Origin of the sequence: Thiomicrorhabdus marina (genome assembly GCF_017571465.1) — a bacterium.
GTDB lineage: Bacteria > Pseudomonadota > Gammaproteobacteria > Thiomicrospirales > Thiomicrospiraceae > Thiomicrorhabdus > Thiomicrorhabdus marina.
Genome location: NZ_JAGETV010000007.1, coordinates 1 through 13,164, shown reverse-complemented (window position 1 = coordinate 13,164; position 13,164 = coordinate 1). Strand labels below are relative to the sequence as shown.

Annotated in this window: 16 protein-coding genes; 4 read left to right on the top strand and 12 right to left on the bottom strand. The window is 45.3% G+C overall.

What is annotated here, in order from left to right:
- Positions 1–303: 303 nt before the first annotated feature.
- The 5 genes from trpD to rpe form a co-directional block, all read right to left on the bottom strand.
- Positions 304–1,323, bottom strand: coding sequence for an anthranilate phosphoribosyltransferase (trpD, locus tag J3998_RS05545; protein ID WP_208148486.1), 1,020 nt, complete (start codon positions 1,321–1,323; stop codon positions 304–306).
- 175 nt (positions 1,324–1,498) lie between these two features.
- Positions 1,499–2,086 (bottom strand): anthranilate synthase component II, encoded by a 588-nt coding sequence (locus J3998_RS05540; protein WP_208148485.1) that lies wholly within the window; start codon positions 2,084–2,086, stop codon positions 1,499–1,501.
- A gap of 24 nt (positions 2,087–2,110) precedes the next feature.
- Positions 2,111–3,601, bottom strand: coding sequence for an anthranilate synthase component I (gene trpE, locus J3998_RS05535; protein WP_208148484.1), 1,491 nt, complete (start codon positions 3,599–3,601; stop codon positions 2,111–2,113).
- A gap of 177 nt (positions 3,602–3,778) precedes the next feature.
- Positions 3,779–4,459, bottom strand: a complete 681-nt coding sequence (locus J3998_RS05530) for a phosphoglycolate phosphatase (protein WP_208148483.1) — start codon at positions 4,457–4,459, stop codon at positions 3,779–3,781.
- Between the two features lie 119 nt (positions 4,460–4,578).
- Positions 4,579–5,286 (bottom strand): ribulose-phosphate 3-epimerase, encoded by a 708-nt coding sequence (gene rpe / locus J3998_RS05525; RefSeq protein ID WP_208148482.1) that lies wholly within the window; start codon positions 5,284–5,286, stop codon positions 4,579–4,581.
- A gap of 217 nt (positions 5,287–5,503) precedes the next feature.
- Here rpe and J3998_RS05520 point away from each other — a divergent pair, with 217 nt between their 5' ends.
- The 3 genes from J3998_RS05520 to bioD all read left to right on the top strand — a co-directional run bounded on the left by J3998_RS05520 (position 5,504) and on the right by bioD (position 7,567).
- Positions 5,504–5,926 carry a phosphate-starvation-inducible protein PsiE gene (locus J3998_RS05520; protein ID WP_208148481.1) on the top strand — a complete coding sequence of 141 codons (423 nt, stop codon included), beginning with the start codon at positions 5,504–5,506 and terminating at the stop codon, positions 5,924–5,926.
- 67 nt (positions 5,927–5,993) lie between these two features.
- Entirely contained in the window at positions 5,994–6,884 is an 891-nt protein-coding gene (locus tag J3998_RS05515) for a phosphoribosylaminoimidazolesuccinocarboxamide synthase (protein ID WP_208148480.1), read from the top strand.
- Positions 6,885–6,886: 2 nt separating this feature from the next.
- Complete coding sequence (gene bioD / locus J3998_RS05510; RefSeq protein ID WP_208148479.1) at positions 6,887–7,567, top strand: dethiobiotin synthase; 681 nt, start codon at positions 6,887–6,889, stop codon at positions 7,565–7,567.
- Here bioD and J3998_RS05505 read toward each other — a convergent pair.
- Positions 7,564–8,427, bottom strand: a complete 864-nt coding sequence (locus J3998_RS05505; RefSeq protein WP_208148478.1) for a UDP-2,3-diacylglucosamine diphosphatase — start codon at positions 8,425–8,427, stop codon at positions 7,564–7,566. The two genes, bioD and J3998_RS05505, sit on opposite strands and share 4 nt — an antisense overlap.
- Before the next feature lie 168 nt (positions 8,428–8,595).
- On the opposite strand from J3998_RS05505, the gene J3998_RS05500 reads away from it, so the two are divergent.
- Positions 8,596–9,639 carry a glycosyltransferase family 4 protein gene (locus J3998_RS05500; RefSeq protein ID WP_208148477.1) on the top strand — a complete coding sequence of 348 codons (1,044 nt, stop codon included), beginning with the start codon at positions 8,596–8,598 and terminating at the stop codon, positions 9,637–9,639.
- A 293-nt stretch (positions 9,640–9,932) separates the two neighbouring features.
- On the opposite strand, the gene J3998_RS05495 is transcribed toward J3998_RS05500, so the two are convergent.
- The 6 genes from J3998_RS05495 to J3998_RS05470 form a co-directional block, all read right to left on the bottom strand.
- Positions 9,933–10,154: a hypothetical protein gene (locus J3998_RS05495; RefSeq protein WP_208148476.1), complete on the bottom strand. Its 222-nt coding sequence runs from the start codon at positions 10,152–10,154 to the stop codon at positions 9,933–9,935.
- Positions 10,155–10,233: 79 nt separating this feature from the next.
- Positions 10,234–10,788, bottom strand: coding sequence for an SgcJ/EcaC family oxidoreductase (locus J3998_RS05490; RefSeq protein ID WP_208148475.1), 555 nt, complete (start codon positions 10,786–10,788; stop codon positions 10,234–10,236).
- 24 nt (positions 10,789–10,812) lie between these two features.
- On the bottom strand, positions 10,813–11,769 hold the full coding sequence (locus J3998_RS05485; protein ID WP_208148474.1) for a LysR family transcriptional regulator: 957 nt from the start codon (positions 11,767–11,769) through the stop codon (positions 10,813–10,815).
- Positions 11,770–11,868: 99 nt separating this feature from the next.
- A complete protein-coding gene (locus J3998_RS05480) occupies positions 11,869–12,510 on the bottom strand; it encodes a BMC domain-containing protein (RefSeq protein WP_208148473.1) in 642 nt (213 codons plus the stop codon).
- A gap of 220 nt (positions 12,511–12,730) precedes the next feature.
- On the bottom strand, positions 12,731–12,970 hold the full coding sequence (locus J3998_RS05475; RefSeq protein ID WP_208148472.1) for a hypothetical protein: 240 nt from the start codon (positions 12,968–12,970) through the stop codon (positions 12,731–12,733).
- Positions 12,967–13,164: 4a-hydroxytetrahydrobiopterin dehydratase (locus J3998_RS05470; protein ID WP_208148471.1), on the bottom strand; the 198-nt coding region annotated here is incomplete at its 5' end. The genes J3998_RS05470 and J3998_RS05475, both read right to left, overlap by 4 nt.

The following is a 13,164-nucleotide window of genomic DNA, read 5'->3' as shown; positions in this document are numbered from 1 at the left end:
AATAGTCATTCTATTTGATCGAATTTTCAACACAGTTGGCGCGAAAATGGCAATGGCCCCTTGGGTTGTGCTTAAAAATCCGACACGCTGCGTTGCTCATCCCTTATTTGGAATAACCAAACTGCGCTCAGAGCGCCTTGATTATCGAATTTTTGAGCGACAACAGAGTCCATTATGAATTTGCAACAGACCCTAAGGTAAAAGCAATGGAACCCGCAGTAAAACAGAGTGGCTTGATCATAGGTCTTTACAGAAAGCATTCCCGCGCAGCAGCGCAGGAACAAGGTTTAATGACAACAATCTTTAAAATGACTGCGTCTTTTCAATAAAGGCGTTCATTTTATGGGTCGCAGAACCATCGGCAATGACTTTACGCGCCAGCTCAACGCCTGCTGCATAGCTCTCGGTAATACCTGCAACATAAATCGACGCACCGGCGTTCAAACAGATAATATCGCGCGCCGCACCATCGGTATTAGCGAAAGCCGCACGAATAATATTTAAGCTCTCTTGTGCTGAATCAACTGACAAGTCCGACAGGTCAGCATGATCCATATCGTATTCACTCGGGTCGATTTCCCATTCGGAGATTACACCGTCTTTTAGCTCGGCAACAAAGGTCTTACTAGCAACGGAAATTTCATCTAAACCATCATCGGCTGCGACAATCATCACGTGTTTAGAACCAAGGTTTTTTAATACCTTAGCAAATACCGGAGCCAAATCTTTATTGAAAACCCCAATAACCTGTGCCGGCGCACCGGCTGGATTGGTTAAGGGCCCAAGCATATTAAAGATGGTACGCACGCCCATCTCCTTACGCGCAGCAATCACGTGTTTCATAGCGCTGTGATGCGCGGGCGCAAACATAAAACCGATATTCATATCATTGACACAGTCGGCAACATGGGCAACTTCTAACGCTAAATTAACACCCGCCGCTTCCAAAACATCCGCACTACCGGATTTGCTGGAAATAGAACGGTTGCCGTGTTTAGCTACCGTCGCACCCGCCGCAGACACCACAAACGCTGAAGCGGTTGAGATATTAAAGGTATTGGCGCCATCACCACCAGTGCCACACGTATCGACCAAATGCGTTTTATCTTGCACATCCACTGCCGAAGCCAAACTACGCATCACTTCTACCGCTGCAGTAATCTCATCAATGGTTTCGCCCTTAGCGCGTAACGCCGCTAAAATCGCACCGATTTGCGCATCGGTTGCCGCACCGGTCATTAACTGCTGCATCACCCATTTCATCTCTTCATGCGAAAGGTCTTGGCCGTTTAACAGTTTTTCTAATGCGATTTTTAGTTCCATATTGACTTGGCTCCGTTATGAAGAATAAGTATTTAAAGACAAAGCAGGCAAACGTAATGAGAGGAGCAAAGTCGCGGCAAAAATTTTCTATGATGTGCAGTTTACATTCGAGTAAATGAGCAATCAGAGAAAATTTTTAACAATGAATTTGCTTCTCGGAATCGTTTTCCAGTCCCTATTGGGCATTCTGCTCCAAGAAATTACGGAGCATTTGATGCCCTTGCTCGGTCAGGATAGACTCCGGATGGAACTGCACACCTTCAATGGGATATTCTTTATGGCGTACGCCCATAATCTCATCCAAATTACCGTCTTCATCTTGTGTCCAAGAAGTCACTTCCAAGCAATCCGGCATGGTTGCTTGCTCGATAACCAATGAGTGGTAGCGCGTTACTTCCACCGGATTTGGTAGGCCAGCAAACATGCTGACATCTTGATGATAGACCGGCGAGGTTTTGCCATGCATGACTTGTTTGGCACGAATAATATTACCGCCAAAGGCCTGACCAATCGACTGATGTCCAAGACACACACCCATAATCGGAATCTTGCCGGCAAAGTGTTTAATCGCTTCCACCGACACACCCGCTTCAGTTGGGGTACACGGCCCCGGTGAAATCACCAAATATTCTGGGTTTAGGGTTTTGATGGTTTCCAAATCAATTTGGTCGTTACGGTAAACTTCGACCTCTTGCCCCAACTCGCCGAAATACTGCACCAAGTTGTAGGTGAAAGAGTCGTAATTATCAATCATTAATAACATAGTTTTAATCTCTCTTGCTGGGGCTTATTCTGCGTTGACTTGAAGACCTTGCGTCACGAACTGCGCAGCACGGAAAATCGCGCGACCTTTGTTCATCGTTTCGTCCCATTCCAGTTGCGGCACAGAATCAGCCACCACGCCAGCACCGGCTTGCACAAATAATTTATTGTCTTGAATAACGGCGGTACGGATAGCAATTGCCGTGTCCATATTACCGTTCCAGCCTAGATAACCCACTGCGCCGCCATAGATACCACGTTTTACCGGTTCTAGTTCATCGATAATTTCCATAGCGCGGATTTTTGGCGCACCAGACAAAGTTCCCGCAGGGAAAGTCGCACGGAGCACATCCATTGCAGTCATACCGTCTTTGATTTTGCCATTGACGTTAGACACGATATGCATAACGTGCGAATAACGCTCCACGGCCATTTTCTCGGTCAACTCAACCTTACCGACTTGTGCGATACGACCGACATCGTTACGTCCGAGATCGATAAGCATTAAATGCTCCGCCAACTCTTTCGGATCATTCAGCAGGTCTTGTTCCAACGCCAAATCTTGCTCTTCGGTTTCGCCACGACGACGGGTGCCTGCAATCGGGCGGACAGTCACAGTTTCGTCTTCCAAACGCACCAAAATCTCTGGCGAAGAACCAACGATATGGGTATCCGCCAAATCCAGATAAAACATATATGGCGATGGGTTCAAGTGGCGCAGTGCACGGTATAAATCCATTGGACTTTCTCTAAACTCAACCGACATCTGCTGTGAAATCACCACCTGCATGGCATCACCGGCCAAAACATATTCCTGTATTTTCTCGACCGCAGCTTTAAACGCCTCTTCACCAAAACTAGAGATAAAATCGGCCTCATCAATCTGCTGATGACTGGCGCAGTCGTTCGGCATAGAAATGGGCTGATTTAGTTTATCAACCAGCTCATTCAGACGTTTCTGTGCGACTTGCAAACCGTTTGTATCGGTCAAATCCGCATGTACGATAACGTGCACTTGGCCACTCAAGTTATCGAACACCACCAACTCTTCAGAAACTAATAGCTGAATATCCGGCGCACCAATATCATCACGTTCCGGTACAGTTAGCGCCAAACGCGGTTCAATGTAACGCACCGTGTCATAACCGAAGTAGCCGACTAAACCACCACTAAATGCGGGCATACCAGGCTTATCCAACACCTTGAACTGTTTTTGATAAGCCTCGATCCATGCTAGTGGATCCTTAGCGGTTTGCTGTTGCAGCAGTTCATCATTCATATACTCGAGAACTTGCTGTCCATGAACTTCGATGCGGCGCGAACATGGCAAGCCAATAATTGAATAACGGCCCCACTTTTCGCCGCCTTGCACCGATTCGAAGAGGTAAGAATAAGAACCTTGCGCCAACTTATGGTAAACGCTTAAGGGAGTGTCGTAATCAACCAAGACGGTACGCATAATCGGTACACGGTTAAAACCTTGTTGCTGATATTCGCTAAATTGTGTTTCTGTCATAACTCTATAACCTTTGAAAACTGTTTTACATGCGGGTATTTGCTATCGTTGGCGCCATTGCCAAAGCTGGAATTGCCACCATCGCCAGATGCCTTGTATCGAGCACCAAAACGGTTTGGTTAGCTGTTGCAAAAGTCGCCACAAAAAAAGCAGTCCATTCGGCATAATTTGAGTCCTTTATTTTGCCTCTAGGTAATTAGGCAGTTCAGCGAAAGAATCCATCACAACATCTGGGTTGTAATCGCGAATATCTTCGCCATGGTTGTAACCGTATGTCATACAGAAAATATTGAAACCAGCCGCGCGCGCCGCTTTCACATCCGATTGCGAGTCACCCAACATCAGCGCGTTTTCTGCTGATTCACCCAATAAATCTGCTGCGTGTAGCAACGGCATTGGATCTGGTTTTTTCTTCGCACAAGTATCACCGCTGACAATCACTTCAAAGTAATCATGCAAGCCTTTTGCTTTAAGTAGCGGGAGAGTAAATGCTTCGGCTTTATTCGTTACACACGCTAGGCGATAACCCTGCGCTTGCATCCATTTTAGGCCGTCTTCAACACCCTCATAAACAACACTGCGTTGTGAGTTGTTATCTTTGTACAGCTCTAGAAAAATCGGATAGGCTTTATCCATCAATTCTTGTTCCGGCATGCCATCTACTGAATTAATTAGCGCACGTTCGGTTAGGCGCTGTACGCCGTTACCGACCCAATCACGCACCGCATCTTGGCCGCGAACCGGCATATCCAGTTGTTTCATCATTTCATCAACGCAGTACGCTAAATCCGGTACTGAATCGATAAGAGTACCGTCTAAATCAATCAGTACAAAGCTCGGTTTTAATTTTGCAGTCATGCTTTATTCTCTGGTTTGGAGCAGCGTGAAAACCGCTGTCCTTAAAATACTAAAACGCCGATGCGGCAAATAGCGCATCAGCGTTTCACATCACAAAACAAATTGCGTTTTGGCCTTGCTTAAGAAACCTTAGCTAGCTCATCGCGCATTTGTTTGATGATCGTGTCGTAACGGTTCGCGTCGTTTGCATTCGCGTTACCGAAAATACCGGACCCCGAAACAAAAGTATCACAACCTGCCGCGGCAACTTCAGCGATATTTTCAACTTTTACACCACCGTCGATTTCTAGACGAATATCACGACCAGAAGCATCGATTAATTGACGAGCTGCTTTCAGCTTTTCTAGCGCTTGAGGAATGAAAGACTGACCACCAAAACCAGGGTTAACAGACATAATCAAAATCATATCGATTTTGTCCATAACGTGCTCTAGGTAATGCAGAGGAGTATGCGGGTTAAATACTAGACCGGCTTTCGCGCCCATGTCTTTGATCATCGCTAGTGAACGGTCGATGTGCTCAGAAGCTTCCGGATGGAAAGTCACATAATCCGCACCCGCATTAATGAAATCAGGAATGATACGATCTACAGGCTTAACCATTAGATGAACATCAATTGGCGCTTTAACATCTTCTTTAACCATGAAATTTTTCAGCGACTCACAAACTAGAGGCCCGATAGTTAGGTTAGGAACATAGTGGTTATCCATTACGTCAAAGTGAACCACGTCAGCGCCCGCAGCGATAACGTCTTTAACGTCGTTACCTAGCGTTGCGAAATCTGCTGAAAGAATCGAAGGAGCAATCCAATTTTCTTTTTTAGCCATGAGGTAAAACCCTTTAAAAAATTCAAGAAAAAAATAATGCGTGCATTTTAACAGCATCCTTATAAAATGGGCAAAAAAATGGGCGATTACCAAGCAAGTACCAGCGCATAACAAAGCCTTTGCGCTTTGCAAGACTGCAACATCACTGTCACTTTTCGCCTGTAGAATTAAGCGCAAACGATGACTAAATGACTTGGGCTACAAGGAATAACCGGCCATGGAAGAAAAGCAAGTTAATTCATATACCCAGCGAACCTTAAATCGCCCGGAGCGTTTATTGAAACGCGTCATTCGCGGCGTGGTGTTTATCGGCTTAGTGATTATCGCTCTGGCAACGGTTGTCGCCGGTATTGAAGAAGTCGCTAAGATGCTGGTGGCACAAACAGTCACGCTCGGCGACTTGCTACTGCTTTTCCTTTATTTGGAAGTATTGGCAATGGTGGCGATTTACCTCGACTCTGGTAAACTGCCGATCCGCATGCCTTTGTACATCGCAATCGTCGCATTGGCACGATACCTAATCTTGGATATGAAAAGTCTCAGCGAATGGGAAATGATTGCCATAGCCGGAACGATCACGTTAATTACACTATCAATATTGATACTGCGCTACACGAGCGCCAATTTTTCCAAGAATTAACAACGACTCGGGACATAACTCGAACCGAATCGTACCGAATTTAGAATCAACTCATCAGGAAGCCAGTATGCAGCCTCTTCATGAATCAAACCTGACCAGCCTGCCATTATTAACTAAAGGCAAGGTTCGCGACATTTATGATATCGACGATAAACATATGTTAATTGTCACCACCGACCGAATTTCAGCATTCGATGTCATCTTACCGACGCCGATTCCGGGCAAAGGGCGCATCTTGACGGAAACCGCCCAGTTTTGGATGAAAAAGACCGCTTCTATCGTCCCAAACCAACTTGCTGACGACATGGCATTAGCAGATTACCTAACAGCCGAAGAACTGATTCAGCTAGATGGTCGCGGAATGATTGTTAAAAAACTGAAACCGTTACCGGTTGAAGCGATTGTTCGTGGCTACTTAGTAGGCTCTGGCTGGAAAGAATATCAGCAATCACAAAGCGTGTGCGGTATTAAACTGCCTGCCGATTTAGCGCAAGCACAACAGCTTCCTGAACCGCTATTTACGCCGTCAACCAAAGCCGAAGTCGGTGACCATGACGAAAACATCAGCTTTGAACGCTTGGTGGAAATCATGGGTGAAGAGAAATCAAACAAGGTTCGCGACATCGCACTTGAACTGTATAAGTTCGCAGCGGATTTCGCTAAAGAACGCGGCATTATCATTGCCGATACTAAGTTTGAATTTGGTGAAGACGAAAACGGCGTCATCCATCTAATCGATGAAGCACTCACTCCTGACAGCTCTCGCTTCTGGCCGGCATCAAGCTATGCAGAAGGCTCCAACCCGCCAAGCTTCGACAAGCAGTATATTCGCGATTATTTGGAAAGTTTGGATTGGGCAAAAGAGCAAGCAACCGCCCCGGAACTACCGGATGACGTAGTTAAACGCACTTTGGAAAAATACCAAGAAGCGCAAGCGCGCCTAACGGAAAATCCATAATAATGGCTGTTTCCGAAAATCAAAAAGCCGGTGTAACAGCCGGCTTTTTTGTAACCGGCACCGACACCGACGTCGGCAAAACCTTTATTAGCGCCAAAATCTGCCAAAGCCTAATCGCGCAAGGTTATTCGGTTCGAGTACGCAAACCGATTGCCTCCGGCTGTATCCACCAAGCAGACGGCACTTTACTGAGTGAAGATGCCTTGCAATTACAACAGGGCGCGCAAACTTCGGAAAGCCTAGCCGAAATCTGTCCTTACCAATTCGAGCCACCGGTCTCGCCGCACTTAGCATTACAACAGGCAAATTTGCATGTCAGTATTCAACAATTAGCTGAACACTGCCAAATTTCGCAACAGGACAATGAAATGCTGATTGTCGAAGGAGCCGGTGGCTGGTTATCACCTTTAGCATCGGACGGCTTTAATCAAGATTTAGCAGTCATATTACAGCTACCGGTTATTTTGGTGATTGCCAACCGTCTTGGCTGTTTAAACTCAGCACTCTTAAGCGCACAAGCCATTCGTCAGGCCGGATTAAGATTGCACTCTGTGGTGATTAATAACGTCGGCAACGGCCAAGACTATAGCCAAGGGATGCAACAATGGATAGGCTGCCCGCTATACTACCAAAACTATTGCCGGCAACCTGAATTGAGTCCATTAGAGCACTTTAAGATTTAAGCCGTTTGCGCACTTAATTCTGAATCCAATTCGGTTTCGTGATCGATTTCTACCCAGCGAAGCAGCTTCATTTCGCCATCCATGGTCTCGACAATCGCAGTGCAAGATTCAACCCAGTCGCCGCAATTGTAGTAATCAATACCATCAATTTCACGAATTTCAGGGTGATGAATATGTCCGCAAATCACCCCGCTAAAACCTTCTTTGCGACAGTCTTTTGCTACCGCATCTTCATAGGCGGAAATAAAAGACACCGCGCCTTTGACTTTCTGTTTTAAGAACGAGGACAGCGACCAATACTCTTTACCTAGCTTTTTACGCACCCAGTTGTAATAACGATTCAGCACCACTAAGGTTTCGTAACTCCAATCGCCCAAGTACGCCAGCCATTTTTGCGTCTGGATAACACTATCGTACTTATCGCCGTGTATCACCAAAAGCCTCTGTCCATCCTTAGTTTCAAACGTCGTTTGATCACACAAAGTGATATTACCGAAGTCCAAACCGGAATAGCGGCGCAGAAAGTCATCGTGATTACCGGTGACATAAACCACTTCCGTGCCACGTTTAGATTTGGTCAAAATACGACGAATCACATTGGTATGCGCTTGTGGCCAGAACATGCGTTTCTTTAAACGCCAGCCATCGATAATATCGCCAACCAGATAGAGCTTCTCACAATGATTATGCTTTAAAAAGTGCGCTAAATAATCAGCTTTGGCACCTCTAGAGCCGAGGTGGATATCGGATAAGAAAATCGCCCGATACTGGCCTATATCGCCGTCATTATCGGCAATAATCACATCGTCTTGCGCAATTGCTTGCATCCAATTTGGTATATCAGTCAGCGGTAAATTCATAGCTTCTGCCCGTTTTTAATTTTGGCAGTTTAGGTTCAACGCGTGATTGGTGGATGAAGGTTAGATGACAGATGCTTGATAGGATGCGCAAAGGAGTCATCTGTTTTTAAAATAAACGTCATCTTTGCACTATAGGATTAGTGTTTAAACGACAGAAAAAAGAAACGAATGACGCAGACAGAAACAAGCAATCAAACTCGCAAGCTAACATTAATCACCGATGCTTGGCAGCCGCAAGTCAATGGAGTGGTAACTACCCTCAACAACCTAGTCAGACAAGCTCGGTTACAGGGCATTGAAGTTGATGTTATTCATCCGCATGATTTCGCCACTTTTGCTATGCCCTTCTACCCGGAAATTCGTATTGCTTGGTACACCAAAAACCTTGAGCAACGCATCATTGAATTTCGACCGGATGCCGTGCACATTGCAACTGAAGGACCTTTAGGCTGGCGCGCACGCAGAATCGCGCAAAAGTACAACTGTCCTTTTACCACCAGTTATCACACTAAGTTTCCGGAATACATTCATCAACGCCTGCCATGGCTACCGGAGAGCTGGCTCTATAAAATCATGCGCCATTTTCACCGTCCTGCAGTCCGAACCTTAGTGCCGACGGCATCGGTACAAGAAGACTTATTAGCGCGCGGCTTTACCGATATTAAGCTCATGTCTCGCGGCGTTGACACCGACATATTTAATCCAAGCCGTGCCAAGGCTATGAAATTTACACAGCCTATGCATTTGTATGTCGGACGCGTTGCAATAGAAAAGAATCTCGAAGCCTTTTTGGATTTAGACTTACCCGGTAGCAAGATTGTAGTTGGATCCGGACCAAGCCTAGAACAATTAAAGCAACAGTATCCCGATGTGAACTTTGTTGGCAGTAAATTTGATGAAGAGCTGGCGAGCTATTATGCGAGTGCAGCAGTTCTGGTTTTTCCATCCAAAACCGATACCTTTGGCGTAGTTAATATCGAAGCCATTGCTTGCGGCACACCGGTTGCGGCATATCCGGTTACCGGCCCTAAAGATATTATCACTCAGGGTGTGAATGGTGTATTAAACAACAATCTAGCAATTGCTATCGAACAAGCCAAACAACTAGAACGAACACAAATTGCCGACTCGATTCCTCAATATACTTGGCAAGGCGCGGCTAAACAATTTATTGAAAATCTCGCTTTCATTAAATTTGAAGGTAATCACTAAGTCTTCTTAAACGAGGCACTATTTTTATCCTATTAATTCATCCATAAGAAAAGTGGATAACTTGCCCCAAATTCTAGCAAAACTATGTTATTAAGAAGCACTCTTCAATCACCAAGCTTCTAAAACCCACTATTGACAAGGCTTTCAGCTTTTGCACCAAAAAATATGAACCGTAATAAAGACTGGATAAAACTGTGCATAACTTTGTTGATTAATGCGTAAAAAGGTTAAAACAGCTGATAAGTCAGCGGGTTAGTAAAACCTGCTTTTATCCACAAATAAGTGGTTCCACTTTATTCTTCTTTTGCCGGAACCAGCTTCATCATAAGTAGCACAAATAGAATGCCTCCTAGAAAAGCAAATAGCCACAGTGGCCAAAGTTCGTACACAATTTGCCACTGCTCGGCGACAACAACCTGCTGACTATCAAAACGTTCAGATAAAACCCAGAAATCCATTTTGCCAAGCAAAGCATAAAAGACAACTGCCATTAATAATGCAATCAATACACACATACTGTTTCTCCATTTTTGCCCTACTATAAAACCAAAAAACCCGCCGAAGCGGGTTTCTTTCTCTGCATCTAATGCCGAATTATTTCTCAGGCATCATTGATGAGTGGTGGTGGCTGATTTTCCATTCGTTATTACGGAATTCATACACGAAGGTATAACGTGCCGGAACCACTTGCGACTTGCCGTCTTTAACGACTTTGAATTCATACACACCAGCATCGGTCAGCTTGTTACAACCTTGCTTAAGATTACGCGACTTGATGGTGCCATATGGCTTAGATTCTAGGAAATGGTGGAAGTAGTCTTCAATCTCAGTGTGATTAACACGTGGTACATTTGAAACCGTTGGCAATAAAATCGCATCTTCCCAATACAGCTGTGCAACCGCTTTCGCATCACCAGTCTGTAACGCAGCATTCCAACGATCGAACAATTCTTGCGCAACACGCTCAGAAGACGGCGCACAAACACAGGATTCGTTTGCGGTCGGGGTATCAATCGGGCTATATAAGTCACGAGTGGTTACTGGAGAGTCTTGTAAACCACGGTTACCTTGAACGCTACCGACGCTGACACGAGGATTGATGTCCCATTCGATACCAACCGTACCGCTGATTGCATGACGAGTGCTCATAAAATAATCTCTTTACACAATTTGTTAATTAATTGACTGTACATAGTCCTTGCGATTCTCTTGCAAGAACTCTAAAAATTCGTGTGCTAACACTGAAAGTTCTTTACCTTTCGGATAGACAATATTCCACTGTTTCTGTAACGGAAACCCTTCGACATCCAATACCGCCACCGAGCCGTTAAGGTGTTCGTTCGGCGATAAAGCGTGCATAGAAACACATGCGACACCTAAATCAGCCATAACGCAGTGCTTAATTGACTCATAGGTTTCCATGGTCAAACGTTCATTGATTTTCAGCCCTTGCGCCGAAAATAACGATTCCAACGCAGAACGAATACCGGAACCTTCTTCGCGCATAATAAACGGCTCGTTGGCTAAACGTTTAAGCGTGACTTTCTGCCCAACCAATTCATGTTCCGGGTGAGCAATAATCACCAATGGATTGGGAATATAAGGCACGACTTCCAACTCAGAACTGTTCTTCGGAACCTGGCCGATAATATATAAATCGTCCAAATTCTGCTCAATGCGCTTGAACAGGTTCTCTCGGTTGGTAACCTTTAAACTCAACTCAATGTCAGTGTGTTTTTTACAAAACTCACCCAATGCTTTCGGAGTGAAGTATTTTGCGGTGGTCACTATCGCTACCCGTAAACGACCACGCTTCAAACCTTTGTAGTCGTCGAGCATAATTTCTAAGTTGGATAAGCGGTCGATAATATCACGACAGCTATTGGCAACTTTTTCGCCCACTTCCGTCAGATAGATATTACGCCCGACCTGTTCGTAAAGCGGCATATCTATCGCTTCGGCAAAACTCTTAACCTGCGCGGATACCGTAGGCTGAGTTAAAAATAATTCCTGAGCGGCGCGGGTAAAACTTAAATGGCGTGAAACCGCATCGAAAATTTGTATCTGGCGCAATGAAGCGTGACGCAGTAAAAAATGGCTGTTGGTACTGGCATTCGGCAGTCGACTCATAGTCGCTCCTTAATCGGTGATATCCTAGCGTTGACGTATAGATTGTAGTAAATATCCCGACTAATGCAAATAGACCTTAATCTTTTTGCATTTGCAATTCTACATAATGTCAGTACAGCCCGGTCCGTTCGGCCCACTTAAACGAGTCAGCGCCGCAGAAGCAGCACGTGCTGCTTCTTCTATATCTGCTTCCTTACCAGACATGATCAAACGCCCGTAAGCTCCCACAGCACGCGCTTCAATCAACTTAATATTGGCTGCTTTTTCCGCCTCATTCGTCGCATAGATAATGTAACCGGCTGGATCGGTTTCCATAATCAACATACTCTCGCCCGGCAGAATCATTGAACCTTTACGGTTGTCACGGTTAATCAAAGTAGCGTGGTCCGGCGTAATTGCACGAATAATCTCATGCCACATCAAACGACAAGGATGACGCGTACTGTGCTCCGTGTTCATATAACGCAGCATGTGATCACCAGATTCCAATACATCAGATTGCACGCGGTGATGGACGAAGATCGAACCGTAAGAACGTTCAACAATCTGCTGACCAAGGTGAACATTAGAAGCCTTAAGTGCAATATCCGACAGGCGGTGCACGGCCATACCCGGTGCAACCTCAACCCAGAGACAGCTATCACCCGGAACCGGCAAGAACCCCATCGATGCGGTACCCATATAGGCCGCAAGCTGTGGTTGTAGCGAGTCGATAAAAACCCAAGTACGTAATTCAATCATGCCGGAACGGTTTCCAATAAAAAGGGTTACAAGGTAGCTAATCTTAAAGGTTTAACTACCGTAAGAGAAATTGATATTTCACGCTAGATATATAGATGATTATAAATAGGTAATCAATACAGTATTTATTTAAAGACTGCAACAATCTGCAAATAAATAACTGACTAAGAAAGAAAAAGGATGCCCGAGGCATCCTTTCGTTTTACTTAAAAAGTAAAACCTAGTCTGGCCAGACTCGACGTCTTGGTAACGCCTTAATCTTGTCCGCAATGTGCGTCTCTTTTACTGCCGCTGCCTTCGCCGCAGGTTTTGCTGCTGGCTTTTTCACCGGGGCTTTCTTCGCTACAGGTTTCTTAGCCGCTGCTTTCGCTGGGGCTTTAGGCGCTGTAGTGCTCGACGCGGCTGGTTTTGCATCAGCCATTACATTTACTGGAATTTCACCGCTAGTCTGTTCACTCATTCTGCTGTCTCCTGAGTCTTACTAAAAGCGTCATCAATGCCTTGTGCCAAGTTGAAGTCGGTATCAGATAAACCACTCTCTTGGTTTTGGGCATAGATAATCACCGAGACATGTTCGCGACCGAAGCTTAGGTTTGGGTGATGACCAACGTTGTCTGCAACGTCAGCGACCTCATCCAAAAAGTCACGCAAAAT

Coding starts and splice junctions, on each gene's coding strand:
- trpD (WP_208148486.1), bottom strand. CDS start 1,323: ATGGAACTAAAAATCGCATTAGAAAAACTGTTAAACGGCCAAGACCTT.
- J3998_RS05540 (WP_208148485.1), bottom strand. CDS start 2,086: ATGTTATTAATGATTGATAATTACGACTCTTTCACCTACAACTTGGTG.
- trpE (WP_208148484.1), bottom strand. CDS start 3,601: ATGACAGAAACACAATTTAGCGAATATCAGCAACAAGGTTTTAACCGT.
- J3998_RS05530 (WP_208148483.1), bottom strand. CDS start 4,459: ATGACTGCAAAATTAAAACCGAGCTTTGTACTGATTGATTTAGACGGT.
- rpe (WP_208148482.1), bottom strand. CDS start 5,286: ATGGCTAAAAAAGAAAATTGGATTGCTCCTTCGATTCTTTCAGCAGAT.
- J3998_RS05520 (WP_208148481.1), top strand. CDS start 5,504: ATGGAAGAAAAGCAAGTTAATTCATATACCCAGCGAACCTTAAATCGC.
- J3998_RS05515 (WP_208148480.1), top strand. CDS start 5,994: ATGCAGCCTCTTCATGAATCAAACCTGACCAGCCTGCCATTATTAACT.
- bioD (WP_208148479.1), top strand. CDS start 6,887: ATGGCTGTTTCCGAAAATCAAAAAGCCGGTGTAACAGCCGGCTTTTTT.
- J3998_RS05505 (WP_208148478.1), bottom strand. CDS start 8,427: ATGAATTTACCGCTGACTGATATACCAAATTGGATGCAAGCAATTGCG.
- J3998_RS05500 (WP_208148477.1), top strand. CDS start 8,596: ATGACGCAGACAGAAACAAGCAATCAAACTCGCAAGCTAACATTAATC.
- J3998_RS05495 (WP_208148476.1), bottom strand. CDS start 10,154: ATGTGTGTATTGATTGCATTATTAATGGCAGTTGTCTTTTATGCTTTG.
- J3998_RS05490 (WP_208148475.1), bottom strand. CDS start 10,788: ATGAGCACTCGTCATGCAATCAGCGGTACGGTTGGTATCGAATGGGAC.
- J3998_RS05485 (WP_208148474.1), bottom strand. CDS start 11,769: ATGAGTCGACTGCCGAATGCCAGTACCAACAGCCATTTTTTACTGCGT.
- J3998_RS05480 (WP_208148473.1), bottom strand. CDS start 12,510: ATGATTGAATTACGTACTTGGGTTTTTATCGACTCGCTACAACCACAG.
- J3998_RS05475 (WP_208148472.1), bottom strand. CDS start 12,970: ATGAGTGAACAGACTAGCGGTGAAATTCCAGTAAATGTAATGGCTGAT.